Origin of the sequence: Streptomyces sp. NPDC049597 (assembly GCF_040675505.1) — a bacterium.
Classification (GTDB): domain Bacteria; phylum Actinomycetota; class Actinomycetes; order Streptomycetales; family Streptomycetaceae; genus Streptomyces.
Genome location: NZ_JBFAOY010000036.1, coordinates 1 through 21902, shown reverse-complemented (window position 1 = coordinate 21902; position 21902 = coordinate 1). Strand labels below are relative to the sequence as shown.

The 21902-nt window shown below is 72.7% G+C and carries 22 protein-coding genes; 11 read left to right on the top strand and 11 right to left on the bottom strand.

What is annotated here, in order from left to right:
• Positions 1 to 72 precede the first annotated feature (72 nt).
• Positions 73 to 795 carry a DUF2470 domain-containing protein gene (locus AB0K02_RS29245; RefSeq protein WP_365995559.1) on the bottom strand — a complete coding sequence of 241 codons (723 nt, stop codon included), beginning with the start codon at positions 793 to 795 and terminating at the stop codon, positions 73 to 75.
• Between the two features lie 255 nt (positions 796 to 1050).
• Here AB0K02_RS29245 and AB0K02_RS29240 point away from each other — a divergent pair, with 255 nt between their 5' ends.
• Complete coding sequence (locus tag AB0K02_RS29240) at positions 1051 to 1836, top strand: DUF4253 domain-containing protein (protein WP_365995558.1); 786 nt, start codon at positions 1051 to 1053, stop codon at positions 1834 to 1836.
• A gap of 42 nt (positions 1837 to 1878) precedes the next feature.
• Here the strand turns inward: AB0K02_RS29240 and AB0K02_RS29235 are convergent, their stop codons facing one another.
• The 7 genes from AB0K02_RS29235 to AB0K02_RS29205 form a co-directional block, all read right to left on the bottom strand.
• Positions 1879 to 3291: an aminopeptidase P family protein gene (locus tag AB0K02_RS29235; protein WP_365995557.1), complete on the bottom strand. Its 1413-nt coding sequence runs from the start codon at positions 3289 to 3291 to the stop codon at positions 1879 to 1881.
• Between the two features lie 218 nt (positions 3292 to 3509).
• Positions 3510 to 4511 carry a proline racemase family protein gene (locus AB0K02_RS29230; RefSeq protein ID WP_365995556.1) on the bottom strand — a complete coding sequence of 334 codons (1002 nt, stop codon included), beginning with the start codon at positions 4509 to 4511 and terminating at the stop codon, positions 3510 to 3512.
• Complete coding sequence (locus AB0K02_RS29225; RefSeq protein ID WP_365995555.1) at positions 4511 to 5443, bottom strand: dihydrodipicolinate synthase family protein; 933 nt, start codon at positions 5441 to 5443, stop codon at positions 4511 to 4513. Before AB0K02_RS29225 ends, AB0K02_RS29230 begins: the two co-directional genes overlap by 1 nt.
• Positions 5444 to 5535: 92 nt before the next feature.
• Positions 5536 to 7011 (bottom strand): FAD-dependent oxidoreductase, encoded by a 1476-nt coding sequence (locus AB0K02_RS29220; RefSeq protein WP_365995554.1) that lies wholly within the window; start codon positions 7009 to 7011, stop codon positions 5536 to 5538.
• On the bottom strand, positions 7008 to 7352 hold the full coding sequence (locus AB0K02_RS29215) for a (2Fe-2S)-binding protein (RefSeq protein WP_365995553.1): 345 nt from the start codon (positions 7350 to 7352) through the stop codon (positions 7008 to 7010). Before AB0K02_RS29215 ends, AB0K02_RS29220 begins: the two co-directional genes overlap by 4 nt.
• Entirely contained in the window at positions 7349 to 8605 is a 1257-nt protein-coding gene (locus AB0K02_RS29210) for an FAD-dependent oxidoreductase (protein ID WP_365995552.1), read from the bottom strand. Before AB0K02_RS29210 ends, AB0K02_RS29215 begins: the two co-directional genes overlap by 4 nt.
• A 96-nt stretch (positions 8606 to 8701) precedes the next feature.
• Positions 8702 to 9298, bottom strand: coding sequence for an XRE family transcriptional regulator (locus AB0K02_RS29205; protein WP_365995551.1), 597 nt, complete (start codon positions 9296 to 9298; stop codon positions 8702 to 8704).
• A gap of 544 nt (positions 9299 to 9842) precedes the next feature.
• On the opposite strand from AB0K02_RS29205, the gene AB0K02_RS29200 reads away from it, so the two are divergent.
• The 8 genes from AB0K02_RS29200 to AB0K02_RS29165 all read left to right on the top strand — a co-directional run bounded on the left by AB0K02_RS29200 (position 9843) and on the right by AB0K02_RS29165 (position 18195).
• On the top strand, positions 9843 to 10679 hold the full coding sequence (locus AB0K02_RS29200; protein ID WP_365995550.1) for an alpha/beta hydrolase: 837 nt from the start codon (positions 9843 to 9845) through the stop codon (positions 10677 to 10679).
• 576 nt (positions 10680 to 11255) lie between these two features.
• Entirely contained in the window at positions 11256 to 12173 is a 918-nt protein-coding gene (gene ltnD, locus AB0K02_RS29195) for an L-threonate dehydrogenase (RefSeq protein ID WP_365995549.1), read from the top strand.
• Position 12174: 1 nt separating this feature from the next.
• Positions 12175 to 13455, top strand: coding sequence for a 3-oxo-tetronate kinase (gene otnK, locus AB0K02_RS29190; protein ID WP_365995548.1), 1281 nt, complete (start codon positions 12175 to 12177; stop codon positions 13453 to 13455).
• Positions 13452 to 14126, top strand: coding sequence for an aldolase (locus AB0K02_RS29185; RefSeq protein WP_365995547.1), 675 nt, complete (start codon positions 13452 to 13454; stop codon positions 14124 to 14126). The genes otnK and AB0K02_RS29185 overlap by 4 nt, the downstream gene beginning before the upstream one ends.
• Positions 14127 to 14176: 50 nt before the next feature.
• On the top strand, positions 14177 to 15484 hold the full coding sequence (locus AB0K02_RS29180; protein WP_365995546.1) for an MFS transporter: 1308 nt from the start codon (positions 14177 to 14179) through the stop codon (positions 15482 to 15484).
• A gap of 62 nt (positions 15485 to 15546) precedes the next feature.
• A complete protein-coding gene (gene otnI, locus AB0K02_RS29175) occupies positions 15547 to 16350 on the top strand; it encodes a 2-oxo-tetronate isomerase (RefSeq protein WP_365995545.1) in 804 nt (267 codons plus the stop codon).
• Positions 16347 to 17432, top strand: coding sequence for an NAD-dependent epimerase/dehydratase family protein (locus tag AB0K02_RS29170; protein WP_365995544.1), 1086 nt, complete (start codon positions 16347 to 16349; stop codon positions 17430 to 17432). Before otnI ends, AB0K02_RS29170 begins: the two co-directional genes overlap by 4 nt.
• A 10-nt stretch (positions 17433 to 17442) precedes the next feature.
• Positions 17443 to 18195 carry a FadR/GntR family transcriptional regulator gene (locus tag AB0K02_RS29165; protein WP_365995543.1) on the top strand — a complete coding sequence of 251 codons (753 nt, stop codon included), beginning with the start codon at positions 17443 to 17445 and terminating at the stop codon, positions 18193 to 18195.
• A gap of 112 nt (positions 18196 to 18307) precedes the next feature.
• Here the strand turns inward: AB0K02_RS29165 and AB0K02_RS29160 are convergent, their stop codons facing one another.
• A complete protein-coding gene (locus AB0K02_RS29160; protein ID WP_365995542.1) occupies positions 18308 to 18487 on the bottom strand; it encodes a hypothetical protein in 180 nt (59 codons plus the stop codon).
• A 248-nt stretch (positions 18488 to 18735) separates the two neighbouring features.
• On the opposite strand from AB0K02_RS29160, the gene AB0K02_RS29155 reads away from it, so the two are divergent.
• Positions 18736 to 19719 (top strand): CPBP family intramembrane glutamic endopeptidase, encoded by a 984-nt coding sequence (locus AB0K02_RS29155; RefSeq protein ID WP_365995541.1) that lies wholly within the window; start codon positions 18736 to 18738, stop codon positions 19717 to 19719.
• A 108-nt stretch (positions 19720 to 19827) separates the two neighbouring features.
• Here AB0K02_RS29155 and AB0K02_RS29150 read toward each other — a convergent pair whose 3' ends face one another.
• Both AB0K02_RS29150 and AB0K02_RS29145 read right to left on the bottom strand, forming a co-directional pair.
• Positions 19828 to 21114: a cation:proton antiporter gene (locus AB0K02_RS29150; protein WP_365995540.1), complete on the bottom strand. Its 1287-nt coding sequence runs from the start codon at positions 21112 to 21114 to the stop codon at positions 19828 to 19830.
• A complete protein-coding gene (locus AB0K02_RS29145; protein WP_365995539.1) occupies positions 21101 to 21751 on the bottom strand; it encodes a flavin reductase family protein in 651 nt (216 codons plus the stop codon). The genes AB0K02_RS29150 and AB0K02_RS29145 overlap by 14 nt, the downstream gene beginning before the upstream one ends.
• A 25-nt stretch (positions 21752 to 21776) precedes the next feature.
• Between AB0K02_RS29145 and AB0K02_RS29140 the strand changes: the two genes are divergently transcribed.
• The coding region (locus AB0K02_RS29140) for a metal-sensitive transcriptional regulator (protein ID WP_365995576.1) at positions 21777 to 21902 on the top strand (126 nt) is incomplete at its 3' end.

The window sequence follows — 21902 nt, the reverse complement described above, 5'->3', positions numbered from 1 at the left end:
TTAGCCTAACCTAAGTTCCATGTCCGTGGTGTGGCCCGTTCGAACCCGAACGCGGCGTCTCCCGCGGTGATGTCAGTGCCGCGCGGAAGGGTGCCGGTGGTGCGCGCACCGGGGCGTCGTCAGGAGCCGGCGGACCTGCTCTCCGGCCTCGGCGGCGTCCCGGGCCGTGGCCGGGAACAGCAGGCGCAGATCGCAGTGGCCTTCGCGGTACTCGCAGCGCAGCGTGATGCCGTACCGGTCCACGGCGAGCGGCATGGCCCGCACCGCACCGTGCGGCAACCGGGTCCCGGCGAGTGCGACCAGGTCCGCCACCATCTCCTCGTGGGCGTCGGCGAGATGCGTCAGCATCGCGGCTTCCTCGACGGCGAGCGGGTCGGGTTCGGCGAGGGTGAACTCGTCGAGTCCGACGTCATGGGTTCCCGTCGCGGTGCGCAGCGTCACGCGCGCCAGGTCGAGACGCAGCGCGTCGCCGTCCTCCGGGTCCGCGGGAGCGAGCCAGCCGGAGATCGTCACCCTGGCCCGCACGCGGTCGCGGAGCGCCGTCGGCGCGATGTCGGTGAACTCCAGCAGGGCGGCGAGGCTGCCGCGCGGCGCGGCGGCGATCTGGGCGGTCAGCGGGCTGTCCGCCTGGGGGTGAAGGGTGATCAGCCCCTTGCTGCCCACCGAGTGCATGCCGATCAGGTCGTAGTCCTGCCCCTGCGTGGTGAGCGAGAGGGAGACTGCCCGGGCCAGCACGGAGCGGACGCACTCCGCCGCGGTCGGCTCGGACGGGGCGAAGTCTGCGGCGGCGGTCAAGGCAACTCCTCGCGGGACGGGTCGGATCGGTGCGGCTCCGGTCGGGGCGGCGCGCAAGACGAGCCCCTGCTGTTGAGGTAAGGCTAACCTAACTTGTGTCCGTGGCTGCGTCCACACCCGACTGCGGTCGCTGCTCAAGCGCGTGCGATGTGGCGGGAATCAGGGTGCGGAGCGGCCGATTGCCTCGAGGATCCGCTGCCGGGTTGTGCTTCCGGCGGCTGCTGAGATGTCGGAGGCGCGGTCTACGGTGCGCTCATGCGCATTGCCCTGCCTGACGGATTGCCTTCCGGCCGGTTCGTGTCCTGCGGCCCGGTGCATGTGTGGATCTCCGACGAGTTCCCGTACGGCATCGAGCGGTTGTGGGCTCGTCTGCTGAGCGAGCAGAGGTCAACCGGTCTGGTTCCCCTCGTGTGCCGGCCCGATGACCTGGGCAGAGCCGTGGGTCTGGAACGGGTCGATGCCGTTCGCCTGGAGGAGGCGCTGGCGGGGGACTTCGCCGAGTACCGGCGCGGGAGGCTTCCGCTGTGGACGGACCCGAGGCCGGCCTCGGTGCCGGAAGGAGTCGAGCCGTGGCCGCACGACCCGGGGCCGCCCTTCGAGGAGTGGCCGGGCCTGGCACCGCCGATGCCCGTCACGTCTGCCGGCCCGACCCCTCGGGAAACGGCGTCGAAGACGCTGGCCCGGCTCCTCGATTCGCGCCGGTTGGGGCCGGACGAGTGCCGCCTTGTGCTTGTCCCCGCCTCGCGCAGCAGTGACGCACTGGCACTGACCGGCTGGTCCGCGGAGGCACCGCTGCCGTTGCTGTGTGCCCTGCTGCGCAGTTGGGAGGACCGGTACGGTGCGCGAGTGGTGGCGGCGTCGGGCAGTGAGCTGCACGTCTCAGTCGCGCGTCCCCCCGTGGACCCGTCGCACACGGACCTGCTCGCGCTGGAGCACGTGCTGTCGACTGCGGACAACGTCGTCGATGACCCGCCCAGACCGTTTCCCGACCACGCAGCAGACCTCGCGGGGCGCACTCACTGGTCGTTCTGGTGGGACTGAGGTCCGTGGAGCATGCCTGACCGCGGGCGGTCGCCTGCAAACTCAGTCCGCGAGTTCCCGCATCCACGCCTCGACCTCGTCGGCCCTGCGGGGCAGGCCCGCCGACAGGTTCTCGTTGCCGTCCGCCGTGACGAGGATGTCGTCCTCGATGCGCACGCCGATGCCCCGGAACTCCTCGGGCACCGTGATGTCGTCCGGCTGGAAGTACAGGCCCGGCTCGACGGTGAGGACCATGCCCGGTTCGAGCGGCGCGTCCACGTAGGTGTCGTTGCGTGCCTGGGCGCAGTCGTGCACGTCCAGACCCAGCATGTGGCCCGTGCCCGCGATGGAGAAGCGCCGCTGGAGCCCGAGCTCGTACGCCCGCCCGGCCGGCCCCTCGATGAAGCCCCATGCGACGAGCCGCTCCGCCAGGTGGCGCTGGGCGGCCTCGTGGAAGTCCCGGTAGTGCGCCCCCGGCTTCACCGCGGCGATGCCGGCCTCCTGCGCCTCGTACACCGCGTCGTAGACCTTCCGCTGGACGGGGGTGAAGGCGCCGCTGATGGGAAGGGTGCGGGTGACGTCGGCGGTGTAGAGGGTGTGCGTCTCCACGCCGGCGTCGAGCAGCAGGAGTTCGCCGGGCCGCACGGGCCCGTCGTTGCGGGTCCAGTGCATGATCGTGGCGTGCTCGCCCGCCGCGCAGATGGAGCCGTAGCCGACGTCGTTCCCCTCCAGCCGCGCGCGGCGGAAGAACGTGGTCTCCACCCAGCGCTCGGAGGTCGCGACGGCCCGCGACAGCTCGCGCACGCAGTCCGTGAAGCCCCGCACCGTGGAGTCCACGGCCGCCCGCAGCTGGCGGATCTCCCACTCGTCCTTGACCAGCCGCAGTTCGCTCAGCGCCTCCTCGAGCTCGGCGTCCCGCTCCTCGTCGGTGTCCACGGCGGCTTCGAGCACGGGGTCGTGTCCTCGCAGGATGCGCGTGGGCACGGGGGCGGCAGCGGCCAGTTCCGTGGCCGCGGCCCGCACGTCGCGGCACCGGAGACCCAGCAGCCGCTCCGCCTCGGCGAGGCTGTGGCGGCGTCCCATCCACAGCTCCGCGGTGTCCCCCGTCCAGAACTCGTCGCTGTCGCGGGTGTCGCGCGGGAGCTGGTAGCAGTACGCGTCGTGCCCGCCGCCCGGGCGCGGCTCCAGCACGAGCGCGCCGTCCCTGGCCTGGTCACCGGTCAGATGGACGTAGGCGGTGCAGGGGCGGAACGGGTAGTGCGCGTCGTTCGAGCGGATCTTGAGGTTGCCCGACGGGACGACGAGCCGCTCGCCCGGGAAGCGGGCCGAGAGGGCGGCGCGTCGCCGTGCGGCGTAGGGCGCCTGCTCCATGGGCTTCAGGTCGCGCTGTTCGGTGTCCGCCCAGCCCGACCGCATCAGGGCGGACAGTTCGGGCGAGGGTTCTCCGTAGAGGCCGTTCTTGCGGCGCTTGCTCATGTCATGCACCTTCTCTTGGTTTCCGGAAAGAGGGACTGGCCGGTTCGGCGCGGAACCGCCCCTCGCCGCGCCGCGCCGCGCCGCGCCGAGCGACGCGGCGCGGCGTTGGCGACGGCGGCCCCGCGGGCGTCGGCGGCGGCCGGGCGGCGATGACCCCGGACGGCAGGACGAGGTGACATGCGGGTCCGCGACCGGGCGGCAGCGGGCCCGCCCGGGGGCTACAGCACGAATCCGTGGGGGAACGGATCGGACGGGTCGAGCAGATAGTTCGCCGTGCCGGTGATCCAGGCCCGGCCGGAGATCTCCGGTACGACGGCGGGCAGGCCGCCGACCTCGGTCGCGGCGACGAGCCGCCCGGTGAACCGGGTGCCGATGAACGACTCGTTGACGAACTCGGCGCCCAGCGGCAGTTCGCCGCGGGCGTGCAGCTGGGCCATGCGCGCCGACGTGCCCGTGCCGCACGGCGAACGGTCGAACCAGCCGGGGTGGACGGCCATGGCGTTGCGCGAGTGCCGGGCGTCCGAGCCCGGCGCCAGGAACTGGACGTGCTTGCAGCCGCCGATGAGCGGATCCACCCGGTGGACGGGCCGCTTCTGCTCGTTCACGGCAGCCATGATCGACAGTCCTGCGGCGAGGATCTCGGCCTTGCGTGCCCGGTCGAAGGGCAGCCCGATCCGGTCCAGTTCGACGATGGCGTAGAAGTTCCCGCCGTACGCCATGTCGTAGGGCACGACGCCCAGGCCCGGCACCTCCACGGCAGCGTTCAGCTCGCTGACGTAGGAGTCGACATTGCGCAGGGTGACCCGCTCGGCCGCACCGTCCCTCACGGTGACGCGGGCCTCGACGAGTCCGGCGGGAGTGTCGAGGCGTACGACGGTCTCGGGCTCGGTGACCGTGACCATGCCGGTCTCCACCAGGACCGTGGCCACACCGATGGTCCCGTGCCCGCACATCGGAAGGAACCCGCTGACCTCGATGTACAGCACGCCCCAGTCGGCGTCCGGCCGGGTCGGCGGCTGGAGGATCGCCCCGCTCATCGCCCCGTGACCGCGCGGCTCGTCGACGAGGAACCGGCGCAGTCCGTCGAGGTGTTCGACCGCGTGGCGGCGGCGCTCGGCCATGGTGTCGCCGGGGACGGGGCCGACACCACCGGTGACGACCCGGGTGGGCATGCCCTCGGTGTGGGAGTCGACGGCGCTGATCGTACGGACCGACCGCATCAGGCCGACCGCCTCTCGAGCGACGAGACGGCGCGGGCCATGTCGGCGGCGACCTGCTCGCGCTGGGCGGGCGTCAGCGGGCCGCGCGGCGGGCGGCAGCGGCCGCCGTACCGGCCGACCTGCTCCATGCCGAGCTTGATGGCCTGGACGAACTCGGTCCGCGAGTCCCAGCGGAAGGCGGCGACCAGCGGTTCGTACAGTGCCCGGGCCTCCTCCAGGCGCCCTGTCGTGGCCAGTTCGAACAGAAGGGCCGACTCGGCGGGGAAGACGTTGGGGAATCCGGCGAACCAGCCCGTGGCTCCCATCAGCAGACTCTCCAGCACGACGTCGTCGGCGCCGCTGATCACCTCCAGGCCGGGCGCCCGCTCCTTGATCTCCAGCACCCGTCGCACATCGCCGGAGAACTCCTTCACCGCGACCACGTTGTCGATCTGCGCGACCTCGGCGAGCAGGTCCGGGGTGAGGTCGACCTTGGTGTCGAGGGGGTTGTTGTAGACCATCACCGGCAGCCCGACGGACGCCACCGCCTCGAAGTGGGCGAGGACCTCGCCGCGGTTGGCCCGGTACATGGTCGGCGGCAGGCACAGCACACCGTCCGCGCCGTCCTCGGCCGCCGCCTCTGCCCAGTGTCTGGCCTGGTGCGACCCGGCCCCGTGCACGCCCACGACGACCGTGCCGGCGCCGCCGACCGCCTCGATCGCGGTGCGGGCGACCGTACGGCGCTCCTCGTCGGTCAGGGACGAGTACTCACCCAGCGATCCGTTGGGGCCCACGCCGTGGCAGCCGTTGTCCACGAGCCACTTGCAGTGCTCGGCGTAGCGGTCGAGGTCGACGGCCAGACCCGCAGGTGCGGAGGCGTGCTCGTAGTACGGCAGTGCGGTGGCCACGACGACGCCCGTGAGGCGACTGTTGCTGGGACTGGTGCCGGTCATGAAGCGATCTCCTGGGCGGGGGAGGCAGGGGACGGGAAGAGAGCGGGGCTACGAGGGCGGGGGCCGTACGGGACGAGCGGTGTGCGCCCGGCTCAGGCGTCGGGCTCGGCGGGCGCGGCCAGTTCGCCGAGCCGGACGGGCTGGGTGATCGGTCTGCGGTGGCAACTCGCGGGCGGCTGCCCCTCGACGGGGATCTCCCCGGGCAGGTCATGGAAGCGGCCTGCTTTCGGTGCGCCGCGCAGCCGGGAGGTGAGCTCGGCGACGGTCGGGCCGCAGATCCGGCCCTGACACGGGCCGAGACCGGCGCGTGTCTCCAGCTTGGCCGCTCTCGCCCCGTGGCCCGCGTCCTCGGCGGCGGACCGGCACAGGGAGGCGTAGTCCGTCTCCTCGCAGCGGCAGATCACCGTCTCGGGGCGCAGCCAGCCGTGCCAGGCGGTGCCGACGGGGTGGGCCGAGGCCAGCCGTTCGGCGAAGGCCCGGCCCCGGTCCCGCCGCCGGCGCAGGCCGGCGAGTGCGGCGGTACCTGTGCGGCCGCCCGCCGCGAACCAACCGGCGAGCGCGCCCTCGGCGCGCGCGGCGGGCTCACCGGCGACACCGGTGATCTCCCCGGCGGCGAACACGGCCGGACGGCTGGTGCGCTGACGGTCGTCGACGTCGACGAACTCACCCCCGTACACCTGCCGCAACGCGCACCCGGCGGCGAGCGCCAGTTCCAGCTGGGGGCTGAAACCGTGCGTGACGCACACGGCGTCGACGGGTGTGGTCCGCCGGCTGCCGGGGACCACGGACCAGTCAGGGCGCAGCCGGGCGCTGACGATCTCCTCGACCCGTCCCTCGCCACGGGCCTCGATCACGGCACGGCCGATGCGGTACGGCACCCGGTGGCGGGCCAGCGTACCGGCGTACGCGGCGAACTCGCCGGCCTTCCCGGCCAGTTGCCACGGACGCCGTGACCAGCCGCGCGCCAGGGCGGCCGGGCCGTTGGCCTCCAGGACCTCCAGCACCCGGGACCCCGCTTCCAGCAGCGATGCGGTCACGGGGAGCAGGAACGGACCGGTGCCCGCGACCACGACACGCTCGCCGACGACGATGCGTTCGCCCTTCACCAGGGCCTGGGCGGCGCCGCCGGTGTACACACCGGGCAACTCCCAGCCGGGGAACGGCAGTACCCGGTCGTGGGCACCGGTGGCGAGGACCAGGGCGTCGGGTGCGAGGACGCGTCGTTCTCTGTCGGTGCCGTCGGCAGGCCCGCGCAGCACGTGCACACGCGGTGCCCCCGGTTCACCCGCGGCCGGGCGTTCCAGCGCCCACACCACGGTCTGCGGCCACCAGGTGCAGCGCGGGTGGTCGAGTACCTGTCGACGCCGTCGTTCGAACGCCGGCCGGTCGGGCCGCGACGTCTCGGGGCGGGAGGCCTCGCAGGCGTCGGGGAGTGTGCGGTGGTACTGGCCGCCGGGCTGCTCCTCGGCGTCGATGAGTGTCACATCGGCGCCCGCGCTCAGAGCCGTATGTGCCGCGGCGAGGCCCGCCGGTCCGGCGCCGACTACCGTCACCTGACGGCGTGTCACCTCTCCTCCGTGGGTGAAGTGACGGACAGGCGGGGTTCGTTGGGCTCCCGGGTCTGGGTGGTCACCACGTCTCCGTCGCGAACCCGGCGACGGCAGGCGCGGACATCGCGCACGGCGTTCACGGTGATCAGACAGTCGAAGCAGACGCCGATCCCGCAGAACACACCGCGCGGCGCACCGGAGGGCCCCCGGCGCCAGGACTGCCGCCCGGACGCGAGCAGCACACCCGCGACGGTCTGGCCGTGGGCGCCCTCCAGCGGTTCACCGTCCACCGTGATCCGCAGCGGGCGGTCACGCCGCCCGGCCGGGTCGGAACCGGCGGGCACTCGTCGGGGGCTCATGCTGCCTCCTCCTCCGCGTTCTTCCTGTCGCCGGCCCGGCCCTTCCCGGCCGGTTCGGCTGCCTCGGTCCGGCCGGCTTCACCGATGACGGCCGGGCGGTCCACCCTGAACGGACTCGCCTCGACCGCCGGAGGCTCGCCGAGCAGGAGGTTGCGTACGAGCAGCGCCGTGCCGAGACAGAGCCCGATGCCCGCGCCCTCGTGTCCGGTGGCGTGCCACAGGCCGTCCAGCCGCGGGTCCGGGCCGATCACGGGCATGTGGTCGTCCACGTACGGGCGGAAGCCGCCGTAGGACCGCATGACGGCGACATCGGCGAGGCAGGGGAACAGACGCAGCGCCTTGGCGGCGATCCCCGCCAGCACATGCGGCCGCATCCGGTCGTCGAAGCCGGCCCGGCGGCGCGAGGAGCCGAGCAGCACGCTCCCGGCGCGCGTCGACTCGACGACCGCCGAGGTCTGGAGGTCCTCCGCGCTGCTGCCCACCGCGCCGACGTAGTCGGCGTCGTACACCTTGTGGAACACGGTCGGGGGCAACGGGGTGGTGACGAGGATGTCGCCGCGGCGGGGCCGGACGGCGATCGGGGCGCCGAGCCGGGCGGCGAGTCCACCGGACCAGGGGCCGGCGGCGTTGACGAAGACGTCCGCCTCGACGAGTCCTCCGGTCGTGTGCACCGCGGTGATCCGGGAGCCGCGGGTGACGGCGGAGAGCACCTCGCAGCCGCTCCTCAGGGACGCGCCTGCCGCGAGCGCGTCCGTGAGCAGGGCGACGGCCGCGCCGGCGGGCTGTACCTGGGCGTCCTCGGGGTAGTGCAGCGCCGCCGTGTGGTCACGTGTGACGCGGGGCTCGGCCTCGGCGAGCGCCGCGGCGTCCAGGGACTCGGCCCGCACCCCGGCCGCGCGCTGGGCGGCGGCGAACTCGGCCAGTGCGGCGGCCCCCGCGTCGGTGGTGGCCACCACGATGCCGCCCTTGGGCTCCCACTCGACCGCGGCAGCCGCTCGGGCGCCGCGGTCGGAGCGTTCGGCCACCGAGGCCAGGGTCTCCGGCCAGAGCCTGCGGGACAGTTGGGCGAGTCGGAGTTCCGCACCGGGTCCCTTGTCGGAGACCAGGATGTTCCCCTCGCCGTGCGAGGTGGTCGCACCGGCGGGGGCGCCGCGGTCGACGACCGTGACGTGGAATCCGCAGCGGGCCAGTTCACGGGCGCACGCGGCACCGACGATTCCCGCGCCGAGCACGACCACGTGCGTTCCGTTCATCGTCCCCCTCCGTTCGCTTTAACGAACGACTTGAGGCTATGGGTGCCGAACGGAAGGTGTCAATGGTGCGGTCGCGGCGGGCTGCCGGGCCGCCGGTCAGGGCGCCGAATGCGGGGTGCCGCCCCCGGTCGGCTGCCCGGCCCGGTACTGGAGCAGCAGCACGGAACGCACCGGTCCGTCGGTCGCCAGGTAGGAGTGGGGGAGCGCCGCGTCGAAGCCCACGTAGTCGCCCGGGCCCAGCGCGACCTCGTAGCCGTCCACGGTGACCTCCAGCCGCCCCGACTGGACGACCGTGTGCTCGGTGCCGGCGTGACCGTGCGAGCGCTGCCGGTGGCCGGCGCGGAACTGCTGGTCGTAGACCTCGAACGTGGTGTTGTCGCTGCGGATGTGGCGCAGCGCGCGCAGGTCGACGCCTTCGCCGCTGAGCGGTTCGACGTCCTCGGAGCGCACCACCGTCACGCCGCCGGGCGGACGGGTGTCGAGGAGGTCGGACACCGGCATCTGCAGGGCGCGCGACAGACTGAAGACGGTTTCGATCGTCGGGTTGCCGTTGCCGGACTCCAGTTGGGACAACGTCGCCTTGCCGATCCCGGAGCGCCTGGAGAGTTCGGAGATGGACAGGCCGTGAAGGGACCTGGCCTGCTTGAGATTGGCGGCCAGCATGCCCTGGATCGATCCGGTCTGCTCGCTCACGGCACTTTCCCTCCCGCGTTCAGTATACCGAACGGTGCCTGTTCGGTGGCCCGACCATAGTGGACACGCCCCGGCCATCATGCCGGTGCGGTCCACCGCCGCCGGTGCCGCACTCGCCACCGGCGCCCTGCCGGCGGTCCTGGTCGCGGTGGCCGCAGTCGGCGACGCCCGGCGCCTTCGGGTCGCCGCCAGGGGGATCCGAAGGCGCACCGGTCGCCCGCCCCCGCCCTTCCCCGCACCCCCATCGCACCGCGCAGGAACCCGCCGCGGCACTGAAGGGGTACGAGGACCCCGCTGCGGCCCGACGGCCACGCGCGATCAGGCCGGGATCCGGGACACGTCCCTGCGCTTGCGGGCCAGGAGCGGTGCGCTCGGGTGCAATAGGCGCAGGGACGTTCGCCCTGGCGTGGTGAGACCCGCGCGCGCATGCCGCGAATCCTCCGCGGCGACCGAAACGGGCCGTGCGGCCCGTATGCCGCGCCCTCCTCCACGGGGGAGCGCGGCCCTGCGTTCGCGCCAGCCATCCGGACGAAGGAACGAGAACGTGCCGTACATCACTGTGGGCCAGGAGAACTCCACCACCATCGACCTCTACTACGAGGACCACGGAACCGGGCAGCCGGTCGTCCTCATCCACGGCTTCCCGCTCGACGGCCACTCCTGGGAGCGGCAGAGCGCCGCGCTCCTCGAAGCGGGCTACCGCGTGATCACCTACGACCGCCGGGGCTTCGGGCAGTCGAGCCAGCCGACGACCGGCTACGACTACGACACCTTCGCCGCCGATCTGAACACCGTGATGGAGACCCTCGACCTGCGGGACGCGGTACTGGTCGGGTTCTCGATGGGCACCGGTGAGGTCGCCCGTTACGTGTCCGCCCACGGCTCCGCCCGGGTCTCCAAAGTCGCCTTCCTGGCCTCGCTGGAGCCCTGCCTGCTCAAGACCGACGACAACCCGGACGGCGTCGCACCGAAGGAGTTCTTCGACGGCGTGGTCGCGGCCGTCAAGGAGGACCGCTACGCGTACTACACGGCCTTCTACAAGGACTTCTACAACCTCGACGAGAACCTGGGCACCAGGATCAGCGAGGAGGCCGTCCGCAACAGCTGGAACGTCGCTGCAGGAGGCGGCTTCTTCGCTGCCGCGGCCGCCCCGTCGACCTGGTACACCGACTTCCGGGCCGACATCCCGGCCATCGACGTGCCGGCCCTGATCCTGCACGGTACGGCCGACCGGATCCTGCCCGTCGAGGGGACCGGGCGGCCGTTCCACCGGGCGCTCCCCTCCGCGGACTACGTGGAGGTCGAGGGTGCCCCGCACGGCCTGTTGTGGACCCACGCGGAGGAGGTCAACACCGCGCTCCTCGCCTTCCTCGCGAAGTAACCCCCGTTCCGCTGGGGGCACCTCGCCGACCGGGCCCGGCCATCGCGGCCGGGCCCGGCCTGTGACCGGACTCTCCACCATCGCGAACCGGCGCAGTTCTGTCCCCCAACGTCTCGGGCCGCGGCCATGACTCATCATCGGCCGGGTGCAGCGCATGCGCTGGGTTGCCTCAAGGCGCACGCCGCCGAGGCTCGCGACGCAGCCGCGGATTGCTCACCCTCACCCCCGTCCGGTGTCCGAGGCGAGCCGCGGCAGTGCCGTGGGTGCGTAGAAGCTGAACAGCATCCGCTCCACCTGGCGACGGATCACCTGCGCATGCGGCGCCGCCGGTTCGACTTCCCAGTGCCCTGGGACGGGGGCCGTGGGCCAAGTGGTCGGAGTCGGGGCCGCAGAGGCCGCGACAAAGGCCGGGCGCCGCCCGTCCGGCTCGGCCCGCTTTTCGCCGCTACGGCCACCGCTGAATGTGACGCGCATCACAGTAGCCGTCATCAGCTCCTCAGGTCATCATATGACCTGATCGCCGCATGGATCAGTGCCGGGCGACGTCCCGGACAGCACAGCGAGACGAGGATGGGCATGAACGAGCAGGAGAGGCCGGCGGGGCCGAGCGTGGGTGTGGTGGGACTCGGGGCCATGGGTCTCGGCATGGCCCGCAGCCTGCGCGACGCGGGTTACGACGTCGGCGTCCACGATCTGCGTCCGGAGGTGGCCGCGGCCTTCGCCCGCGACGGCGGGACGGCGTACGCCTCGCCCGGCGAGCTGGCGGCCGAGGTGGACGTTCTCGTCGGCGTGGTGGTCAACGCCGCCCAGGTCGAGTCGGCGCTGTTCGGCGCCGAGGGGGCGGCCGGCCGGCTCCGCCCGGGTGCCGTCTTCGTCATGTGCTCCACCGTCGACCCCGGCTGGTCCGCCGAGCTCGAGAAGCGCCTGGCCGAGAAGGACGTGCTCTACCTGGACGCTCCCATCTCCGGCGGCGCCGCGCGTGCCGCGGCCGGCGAACTCACGATGATGACGTCGGGCTCCGCCGCCGCCTACGCGGTCGCGGACCCGGTGCTCGACGCCATGAGCAGCACGGTCTACCGCCTGGGAGACACTGCCGGACTCGGTTCGAAGGTCAAGATCGTGAACCAGCTGCTCGCGGGCGTGCACATCGCCGCGGCGGCCGAGGCGATGGCCCTCGGCATCAAGGCCGGTGTTCCGGCCGAGGCGCTGTACGAGGTCATCACGCACAGCGCCGGCAACTCGTGGATGTTCGAGAACCGCATGGCCCATGTGCTCGCCGGCGACTACACGCCCCTCTCCGCGGTCGACATCTTCGTCAAGGACCTGGGGCTCGTGCTCGACTCGGCGCGGCCCGAGAGGTTCCCGCTCCCCCTCGCCTCCACGGCCCACCAGATGTTCCTCCAGGCGTCGGCCTGCGGCCTGGGGGCCGAGGACGACAGCGCGGTGATCAAGATCTTCCCGGCAATCGACCTGCCGGGAACGGAGGAGATCTGACATGGCCCTCCGACTCGGATGCGTCGCCGACGACTTCACCGGCGCCACTGATCTGGCCAACAACCTGGTGCGCGCGGGCATGCGCGTGGTCCAGCTGATCGACGTGCCGCCGCCCGGCGCCGTCCCGGCCGTGGACGCGGACGCCGTGGTCGTGGCCCTCAAGTCGCGGACGGTCCCGGCGGGCGAGGCCGTCGAGGCATCGCTGCTGGCCCTCGCCTGGCTGCGGTCCGCGGGCGCCGAGCAGATCTACTTCAAGTACTGCTCCACCTTCGACTCGACGCCCGCCGGAAACATCGGACCGGTCACCGAGGCGCTGATGGACGCGCTGGGCACCGACTTCTCGATCGCGACGCCGGCGTTCCCCGACAACGGCCGCACCGTCTTCAAGGGGCATCTCTTCGTCGGCGACGTCCTGCTGAGCGAGAGCGGCATGCGCCACCACCCGCTCACACCGATGACCGACTCCAACCTGGTCTCCGTCCTCGGCGCGCAGACCACGCGCAGGGTCGGTCTCATCGACCACACGGTCGTCGCCCGGGGCACCGAGGCGATCCGGGACCGCGTCGAGGAACTGCGCAAGGAGGGCTTCGGCATCGCCGTCGCCGACGCCGTCTCCAACGACGACCTCCTGCGCCTGGGCGCGGCGGCCTCCGGGCTGCCCCTGGTGACCGCCGGTTCGGGCCTGGCGATCGGCCTGCCCGCGAACTGGGGCTTCGAGCCGTCAGCCGCCGCCGCTCAGCTGCCGCCGGCCGGCGGGCACGCGGCCGTCGTCTCCGGTTCGGTCTCGGTCGCCACGAACGGCCAGGTCCTGGAGTTCCTGCGCTCCGGCCGGCCGGCGTTCAGCGTGGACCCGCTGCGCATCGCGGCCGGCGAGGACGTGGTCGGCCAGGCCCTCGCCTTCGCCGACGCGCACCTGGCCGACGGGCCGGTGCTGGTGTACTCCACCGAGACACCGGACGCGGTCCGCAGCGTGCAGGGCCGCCTGGGCACCGCCGAGGCCGGTGAGCTCGTCGAGCGCACCCTGGCCGGCGTCGCGCAGGGGCTCGTGGAGCGCGGGGTCCGCCGGCTCGTCGTCGCGGGCGGCGAGACCTCGGGAGCCGTCGTCCAGGCGCTCGGCCTCACCGGGCTGAGGATCGGACCGCAGATCGACCCCGGTGTGCCGTGGTGCGCGGCCGAGCTTCCCGGCGGCGACACGCTTCACCTCACGCTCAAGTCCGGAAACTTCGGCGGTCCCGGCTTCTTCACCGACGCCTTCGACCTGCTGGACCGGGAGGCGTCGTGACCGAGCCCGTGAACGCCGCCGTCGAGGAGGCGCGCGCCGAGATCGTACGGATCGGAACGAGCCTGTTCGCCAGGGGCTACGTCCACGCCAGCGCCGGCAACATCAGCGCCAGGGCCGGTGACGGTCATCTGATCACGCCCACCGACGCCGCCCTCGGCTTCCTCGAACCGCAGCGCCTCGCGCTGGTCGACGCCCGGGGCGAACAGATCGCGGGCGACCGCGCCAGCAAGACCCTGGCGCTCCACCGGCGCATCTACGAGGCCGACCCCACGGCCCGGTTCGTCGTCCACACCCACTCCACGCACCTGGTCGCGCTCACCCTGGCCGGCGTGTGGAACCGGGACGACGTGCTGCCGCCCATCACCCCGTACTACGTGATGAAGGTCGGCCACGTCCCGCTCATCCCGTACCACCGGCCCGGCGACCCGCGCGTGGCCGACCTGGTGACCGCCCGCATCGCCGACCGCGCTGCGAGCGGCACACCGATCAGGGCCGTCCTGCTCGACCGGCTGGGCCCCGTGGTCTGGGGCCCCGACGCGGCCACCGCTCTCGCCGTCCTCGAAGAACTCGAGGAGACGGCACGTCTCTGGCTCATGACCGACCCCCGTCCCGAGCCGCTCCCCGCCCACGCACTCGACGAGCTGAGGACTGTGTTCGACGCCGCGTGGTGATCAAACCCTCCCTTGTCAGAGAATCCCCTGAGCCGCAAGAAGGATTCGCCATGTCCCTCCCCATGACGGCGGCCGAGGCCCCCGACCTCGCCCGTGAGAACGCCGTCTTCCGCAAGGTCGTACTGCGCATCGTCCCCTTCCTCGTCCTCTGCTACGTCTTCTCCTACCTGGACCGGGTCAACGTCGGCTTCGCGAAGCTGCAGATGTCCGCCGACCTCGGATTCAGCGAGGCGGCATACGGCCTCGGCGCCGGCCTGTTCTTCATCGGCTACTTCCTCTTCGAGGTCCCCTCGAACCTGGTGCTGCAGCGCGTCGGTGCCCGCACCTGGATCGCCCGCATCATGATCACCTGGGGCCTGGTCTCGGCGTCGTTCATGTTCGTCACCGATGAGGCGATGTTCTACGTGCTGAGGTTCCTCCTCGGCGCCGCGGAGGCGGGGTTCTACCCCGGCGTGATCCTCTACTGCACCTACTGGTTCCCCTCCCACCGCCGTGCCCGGGTGATCGCGATGTTCATGTCGGCCATCCCCGTGGCCGGTATCTTCGGCAACCCGCTCTCCGGCTGGATCATGGACCGGTTCGACGGCGCGAACGGCTGGAACGGCTGGCAGTGGATGTTCCTGCTCGAGGCGATCCCCGCGGTCGTCATCGGTGTGGTCACGCTGTTCTACCTCGACAACGGCGTGCGCAGCGCGAAGTGGCTCACCGATGAGGAGAAGGACATCGTCGAGCGGGCGATCGCCGAGGACACCGCGCACCAGACCGTGCACGGCCGGGTCCTGGACGCCTTCCGCGAGCCCAAGGTGTGGCTGATGTGCCTCATCTACTTCTGCTTCGTGATGGGCCAGTACGCGCTGACGTTCTGGATGCCCACGTTCGTCCAGTCCACCGGCATCAAGAGCAACCTGACGATCGGGGTGCTCAGCGCCGTGCCGTTCCTGGCCGCACTCGTCGCGATGAACCTCGTCGGCCGCTCGGCGGACAAGCGCCGCGAGCGCCGCTGGCACCTGGTCGTCCCGTCCCTCATGGGCGCCGTCGGCTTCTCGCTGGCCGCTTCCTGGTCCGGATCGACCGTGCTGTCCCTGATCGCCCTGTCCTTCGCCGCGGCCGGCGTGCTGACCTGCGCGCCCCTGTTCTGGTCGCTCCCCACCGCGTTCCTCGGCGGCACCGCCGCCGCGGCCGGCCTCGCCGCGATCAACTCGGTGGGCAACCTCGCCGGCTTCGTCAGCCCTTACATGATCGGCGCCGTCAAGGACGCCACCGGCTCGACGTCGCTCCCGATGTACATCCTGGCGCTCAGCCTCGTGATCGGCGCCGGCGCGGTGCTCACCACCAAGAAGCAGGTCGTCAACCGCTGACCCCGGTCCCGGTGCCGGGCCCGTCGACCGGGCCCGGCACCGGTTCGAACACAGGAGCAAGCATGCCGAGGTTCGCCGCGAACCTGTCCATGATGTACACCGAACACGACTTCCTCGACCGCTTCGCCGCCGCGGCCGAGGACGGCTTTCAGGCCGTCGAGTACCTCTTCCCCTACGAGCACGACGCCGAAGAACTGCGCCGCAGGCTCGACGACCACGGCCTGCAGCAGGTGCTCTTCAACGCGCCTCCCGGCGCGTGGCAGTCCGGAGAGCGCGGCATCGCGGCGCTGCCCGGCCGCGAGGCGGAGGTCCTCTCCGGCATCGGCCGCGCCCTGGAGTACGCCGCCGCGCTGGACTGCCCCCGCGTGCACGTCATGGCCGGGCTGGTACCGCCCGGCGCGACGCCGGAGCAGCAGGTCGAGTGCCGCGCCACCTACACGGCCAACCTCGCCCGGGCCGCCGAGCAGGCCGCCGCGGCGGGCGTCGACATCCTGGTCGAGCCGATCAACCGCCGCGACATGCCGGGCTACTTCCTGACCACCCAGGCCGAGGCCCACGCCGTGGTGCGGGAGGTGGGCGCGCCGAATCTGAAGGTGCAGCTCGACCTCTACCACTGCCAGATCGTCGAGGGCGACCTCACCACCACCCTGCGCCGCGACCTGCCGACCGGCCGGGTCGGCCATCTGCAGATCGCCGGCGTCCCCGACCGTCACGAGCCCGACCGGGGCGAGGTCGACCACGGCCACCTGTTCGATGTCGTCGACGACCTGGGCTTCGACGGATGGATCGGCTGCGAGTACCGCCCCCGCGCCGGCACGAGCGAAGGTCTCGGCTGGCTGAAGAACTACCGAGGAGACAGCGCATGAGGATCGTCATCACGGGTGGCTTCGGCTTCCTCGGACGGCAGGTCACCGGCGCCCTGCTCAGGACGCGCACGTTCCGCGGCGCGCCGATCGGCCGGCTGGTGCTCGCCGACCGGTTCGTCCTGCCCGAGTCGCCGGAGGCGGCCGACCCGCTGGTGGACGTCGTGGAGGGCGACCTCGCCGACCGGCTCGACGCGGTGTTCGCGGAGCCCGTGGACGTGCTGATCCACCTCGCCTCCGCGGTCTCGGCCGAGTGCGAGGCCGACTTCGACCTCGGCATGAGCGCCAACGTGGACACGACCCGGGCGCTGCTCGAAGCCGCCCGGGCCCAGTCGGCCGCCGGCGGGCCGACGCCGCTGGTGGTGTTCTCCAGCAGTGTCGCGGTCTACGGCTCCGACCCGGCGCTGCCCCTGCCGCCGGTGGTCAGCGAGTCGACCCTGCCCACGCCGCGGTCGAGCTACGGCACCCAGAAGCTCGTCTGCGAGCAACTGGTCGCGGAGTACACCCGCCGCGGCTTCGTCGACGGACGCGTCGCCCGCCTGATGACCGTGTCGGTGCGGCCGGGCAAGCCGAACGCGGCCGCCTCGGGCTTCCTGTCCGGCATCATCCGCGAACCCCTCGCGGGCCTCCCCGCGACCTGCCCGGTGCGTCCCGACCTGCGGGTCGCCCTGGCCTCCCCGCGCCGTACGGTCGAGGGCATCCTCCGAGTCGCCGAGGCCGAGCGCGCGAGCGAAGCGAGAGGGGGGTACCCCCTGGCCGAAGGCTCAGGGGGAGGGCCGGGCCGGCTCGCCGGCGGGGTGCCGGTCAACCTCCCGGCACTGACCGTCACGGTCGCCGAGATGCTGACCACGCTGCGGGAGGTGGCCGGCGACGCCGTCGCGGACCTGGTGACGATCGCACCCGATCCCCGGGTCGAGGCGATCGTCGGCTCGTGGCCCGCCGTCTTCGACAACGCGCGCGCGGCCTCCCTCGGGCTGGAGCCCGACCCGAGCTTCTCGTCGGTCGTGCGGGACTACATCGACGACCACGCGGACGCGGTGGCCGGCGGACTCCTCCAAGCCCGGGCGATCGGGACCCGCCGATAGACTGACGTCCATGTTTCCGAAGGTGAGCGGTCCTGTCCGGCTCGCGGATCAGGTCGCCGCGATGCTCTCGGAGGAGATCGAGTCCGGGCGACTGGCGGAAGGCGACAAACTGCCGACCGAGGTCGAGCTGGTCAAGCAACTGGGTGTCAGCCGCACGGTGGTGCGCGAGGCCGTGTCGAGGCTCCGCAACGCGGGGCTGGTCGAACCGCGGCAGGGGCTCGGCGTCTTCGTCATGCCCCGCCGCACCCGGCCGCTCGACCTGGAGGCCGAGTCCGCCGACACCAAGTCCAAGGTGCTGCAGATCGTGGAGGTACGCCGCGCCATGGAGGGCGAGGCCGCCCACCTCGCGGCCGCCCGGGCCACGCCGGGCGACCTGGCCCGGATGCGTCAGGCCCTGGACGCGATCGACGCCGCGGTCGCGTCCGGGGGCGACGGCGTGGACGAGGACCTCGCCTTCCACCGGTCGATCGCGGAGTCGACCGGCAACGCGGTGATGGTCTCGACCGTGCGGTACCTCGGCGAGGTGCTGCGCAGCGGTATCCGCGTCACGCGCGCGAACGAGGCGCGGCACCGCGATTTCATCGAAGCGGTCCGGCAGGAGCACCACGCCATCCTGGCCGCCATCGAGGCCGGCGACGGCGCGGCGGCGCGCGCCGCCGCGCGGCGCCACATGAAGCACGCCGCCTCCCGGCTCCAGGAAGCGGACGACGGCTTCTGGACGGAGACCGAGGACCTCGACGTGGACCTCGACACCGCGCCCTGACCCCGCGGTGCCGGCCGGCCGTCTCCCGACGCCGGTGGGGCCGGTGGGCATGTTTCGCCCGCGGCCCCACCCCCGGCCCCTGCCGTACGCGGCCCTCGCCGGGACGCCGGCCTCAGGGCGCCCTGCGGGCCTGCGCCTTCCGGTTGCGCCGGATCCGGCGCAGACCGAGGAGAACGAGCAGGACGTACGTGGTCAGCACCAGCCCGCCCACGCCCGCGAGCAGCCGCTGCCACCACGTCCAGTCCATGCCTCCCAGCGTTCCCGCGAGCAGGAGCGCCGGTGCCAACAGCACGAACAGGAGCGTCTTGACGGGATCGGGGCCCCAGGACCACGCAGCTGCCAGACGCTCCGCAAACCGCTGCTCCGCGTCACGGCCGGCGGCCCCTGACCGCCGATTCCCCCTCCGCTTCATGTGCCGGAGCCTACGGGCCTGTTGACGCCTGTGCGCCCCCCCGGCTCGGACCGTCAGACCTGGGTCGGAGACGATGGTCGTGCTCATGGCCGACGCTGCGGCCGTCGACCACCGGAATGCTGATGCCCATGACGACCGACAGGACGACGTACGTCGTCGGCCCGCCGCCCCCCGGCCACCCGCCCGCCGTGCCGCTGCCGTACCACCGGCTCGCCCGGGTGACCCATCGGCACCGCTGGTGGCGGCCGTTGCTCGGGACGCTCGTGGTGGTCGGCGGCACCATGCTCTCGATGCTGGTGCTGCTTGTCCTCGTCGAGCTCGCGGGGATGGCGACGGACCGCCCCGCCGACGCGGAGGGCTGGCGTTCCTGGGGTGACATCGGCGACGCGGCGATTCTCCTGCTGAGCATCGCCGTCGCGATTCCTCCCGTGCTGCTGGCCGCGCGCTGGACACAGCGAAGGCCGGCCGGGACCGTGTCGTCCGTCGCCGGTCATCTGCGGTGGCGCTGGCTGGGGACGTGCCTCGTGGCCGGACTTCCGCTGGTCGCCGCGGCGTTGGGGATCTCCGTGCTGCTGCCCGGTCCCACAGGCGACAGTGAGGACGTGGTGTGGGCGGGGCTGTCGTCCTTCCTCCTCGGCCTCGCGATGGTGTGCGCGCTGGTGCCGTTCCAGGCCGCGGCCGAGGAGTACGTGTGCCGGGGCTGGCTGGTGCAGGCGGTCGGCGCCTGGTGCCGCTCACCCTGGATCGCGGTCGTGCCGCAGTCGGTGCTCTTCGCCGCGGCCCATGGCTGGGGGACTCCCTGGGGCTTCGCCGACCTGGTCGTCTTCGGGCTGGTCACGGGAGTGCTGACCGTACGTACGGGGGGACTCGAGGCCGCGATCGCGCTGCACGTTCTCAACAACCTGCTCGCCATGGGCATCGCGGCGGCGATCGCCGGGGCGCTCGCGTCCGACGAGACGGCCGCCGACATGGAGCCGTTGGGTTTCGCCGTGGACGTGGTGATGCTCGTCCTCTACGCGGCGGTCGTGCTGTGGCTGGCCCGCCGTCGCCGGCTCGACGCGCTCAGCGCACCGGGCACCGGACCCGAGCCCGACCCCACGGCCGTCCCGTGAGGCGACGCGCCAGGACGCCATGACGGGGGCGGCCGTCGTGAGAGGCGCCGCCCGGCCGGCGAGCACGCGCTCGCCGGCCGGGCGGATCAGAGCGGATCCGGGACTGCCTCACGTGCCGGACACGGCCGCCGGTGCGGGCGCCGGGGCCGCCGGGGGAGCCGGGAGCGACGGCTTCCGGGACTGGAAGCGGCTCACGGCCGGTGACGTGACCGCCGTGGTGATCAGCGCCATCAGGACGAGCATCGTGAACAGTTCCGGGCCGATGACCCCGAGTTCCAGGCCGATGTTCAGCACCACCAGCTCCGTCAGGCCCCGGCAGTTCATCAGGGCGCCGACCGACAGGGCCTCACGCCAGGAGCGGCCGCAGGCGCGGGCGGCCCCCGCCGCACCGCCCCACTTGCCGAGCACCGCGACCGCGAGCACCGCACCCGCCCACAGCCACTGCACCGGGTCGGCGGCCAGGGCCCCGATCTCCGTACGCAGCCCGGTGTGGACGAAGAACAGCGGCAGCAGCACGGGCACCGCCACGGCGCGCAGCCGGGCGGCCGACGCCTCGATGCGGCGATGCCCGCGCGGAGTGACCACGCCGAACAGGAAGGCCCCGAACAGCGTGTGCACCCCGACCAGGTCCGTCACGAGCGCGGACAGGCACAGCCCGCTGAACAACAGGACCAGGAGCACCCCGTCGTTCGTCCGGTCCGCCCGTGCCGCCGCCCACCGCGCGAGCAGCGGGCGGACCACCAGCACCATGGCGGCGGCGAAGGCCACCGCGAGGCCGGCCGTCGTCACCGCGTCCAGCGGGGAGCCGGCCGAGGCCAGGGCCACCACCAGAGCCAGCAGGGACCAGGCGGCCACGTCGTCGGCCGCCGCACAGGCCATCGCGAGCGCACCCAGGGGCGTCCCGTACAGGCCGCGGTCCACCAGGATCCGGGCCAGCACCGGGAAGGCCGTGACACTCATGGCGACCGCCACGAACAGCGTGAAGGGCGTCAAACCGACCCCTTCGGGGGCGAGTTGACCGTACATGCCGACGGCAAGCAGCGCGCCGAGCCCCAGCGGCAGCAGCATGCCCGCGCTGCTGACGGCCACCGCGATCCGGGAGTGGCCGCGCAGCGCGCCGAGGTCCAGTTCGAGGCCGACGAGGAACATGAAGGCCAGCAGGCCGAGCTGTCCCAGGACCGAGGTGTACGGCAGCACCGACTCCGGGAACAGCCAGTGATGCGCCTCGGGCCAAAGCCAGCCGACCAGCGACGGGCCGAGGAGGATGCCCATCGCGATCTCGCCTATCACGGGTGGCTGGCCGAGGCGTCTGAGGAGGACCGCGCCCGTCTGGCAGGCGAGTATCACCACCGGCACGGCGACCAGCAGTGCGGGAAGCGGGTCAGCGGCGGACACCGGCGGCTCCTTCGGGCGGCAGCACGGGAGGTGCGGGCGGAGCGGGCGTGATCGCCGCCGGCTGCGGCACCGAGACGGCGTCGGACCATCCCGCGTAGCGGCGCAGGCCGTACAGCAGCGGCTGCGCGGCGGGGCGGACCGTCACCCGGCTCGCCTCCGCGAAGACGGCCGTGTGGTCGCCGAACGCGACCGTCTTCACGACCGTGCAGTCGGCGATGGCGTGGGCGGCCGCGATCAGGTGCGGACCGCTCGCGCCCAGCGGCAGCCGCCACTCCGTGCGCTCGAAGCGGTCGGGCGCCCCGGAGGCGAACAGGTCCGAGGTCACGCGGGCCCGTTCGTGCAGCAGGTTGAGCGCGAACTGGCCCTGCTCGACGAGTGCTTGGAGCGTGGGGCTCGCGGTCCGGATGCAGACCACCAGGGTGGGCGGGGCGAGCGCGACGCTCGCCAGCGAACTGCATGTCAGGCCGCGGGGCCGGTCGTCGGCGTCGAGGGTGGTGACCACCGAGACCCCGGAGGGGAAAGCGGCCATGAAGGGGCGGAGGTCGGTCTGCCGGAGGACGCCGGAGTCCTCGGCCCCGGGCGTCCCTTCGTTGTCGTCGCCTGCGGGTATGTCCCGGTGCGGCGCGGAGTTGGGCATGTCTGACTCCCTGTGGGTGACGAGCGTGCGGCCCGGCACCCGGCGGGTCGCGCCGGGTACCGGGCCGTGGGTGCGGCGGCGGATCCGGGGCCTGCAGCGGATGGTCGACGAGGACGTCTACTGCATCGACATACTCACCCAGGTCTCGGCC

Bases quoted from the DNA above. Each gene is read 5' to 3' on its own strand.
- AB0K02_RS29180 (WP_365995546.1), top strand. From the start codon at position 14,177: ATGTCCCTCCCCATGACGGCGGCCGAGGCCCCCGACCTCGCCCGTGAG.
- AB0K02_RS29235 (WP_365995557.1), bottom strand. From the start codon at position 3,291: ATGAGCAAGCGCCGCAAGAACGGCCTCTACGGAGAACCCTCGCCCGAA.
- AB0K02_RS29170 (WP_365995544.1), top strand. From the start codon at position 16,347: ATGAGGATCGTCATCACGGGTGGCTTCGGCTTCCTCGGACGGCAGGTC.
- AB0K02_RS29225 (WP_365995555.1), bottom strand. From the start codon at position 5,443: ATGACCGGCACCAGTCCCAGCAACAGTCGCCTCACGGGCGTCGTCGTG.
- otnI (WP_365995545.1), top strand. From the start codon at position 15,547: ATGCCGAGGTTCGCCGCGAACCTGTCCATGATGTACACCGAACACGAC.
- AB0K02_RS29215 (WP_365995553.1), bottom strand. From the start codon at position 7,352: ATGAGCCCCCGACGAGTGCCCGCCGGTTCCGACCCGGCCGGGCGGCGT.
- AB0K02_RS29210 (WP_365995552.1), bottom strand. From the start codon at position 8,605: ATGAACGGAACGCACGTGGTCGTGCTCGGCGCGGGAATCGTCGGTGCC.
- AB0K02_RS29155 (WP_365995541.1), top strand. From the start codon at position 18,736: ATGACGACCGACAGGACGACGTACGTCGTCGGCCCGCCGCCCCCCGGC.
- otnK (WP_365995548.1), top strand. From the start codon at position 12,175: ATGGCCCTCCGACTCGGATGCGTCGCCGACGACTTCACCGGCGCCACT.
- AB0K02_RS29240 (WP_365995558.1), top strand. From the start codon at position 1,051: ATGCGCATTGCCCTGCCTGACGGATTGCCTTCCGGCCGGTTCGTGTCC.
- ltnD (WP_365995549.1), top strand. From the start codon at position 11,256: ATGAACGAGCAGGAGAGGCCGGCGGGGCCGAGCGTGGGTGTGGTGGGA.
- AB0K02_RS29230 (WP_365995556.1), bottom strand. From the start codon at position 4,511: ATGCGGTCGGTCCGTACGATCAGCGCCGTCGACTCCCACACCGAGGGC.
- AB0K02_RS29145 (WP_365995539.1), bottom strand. From the start codon at position 21,751: ATGCCCAACTCCGCGCCGCACCGGGACATACCCGCAGGCGACGACAAC.
- AB0K02_RS29165 (WP_365995543.1), top strand. From the start codon at position 17,443: ATGTTTCCGAAGGTGAGCGGTCCTGTCCGGCTCGCGGATCAGGTCGCC.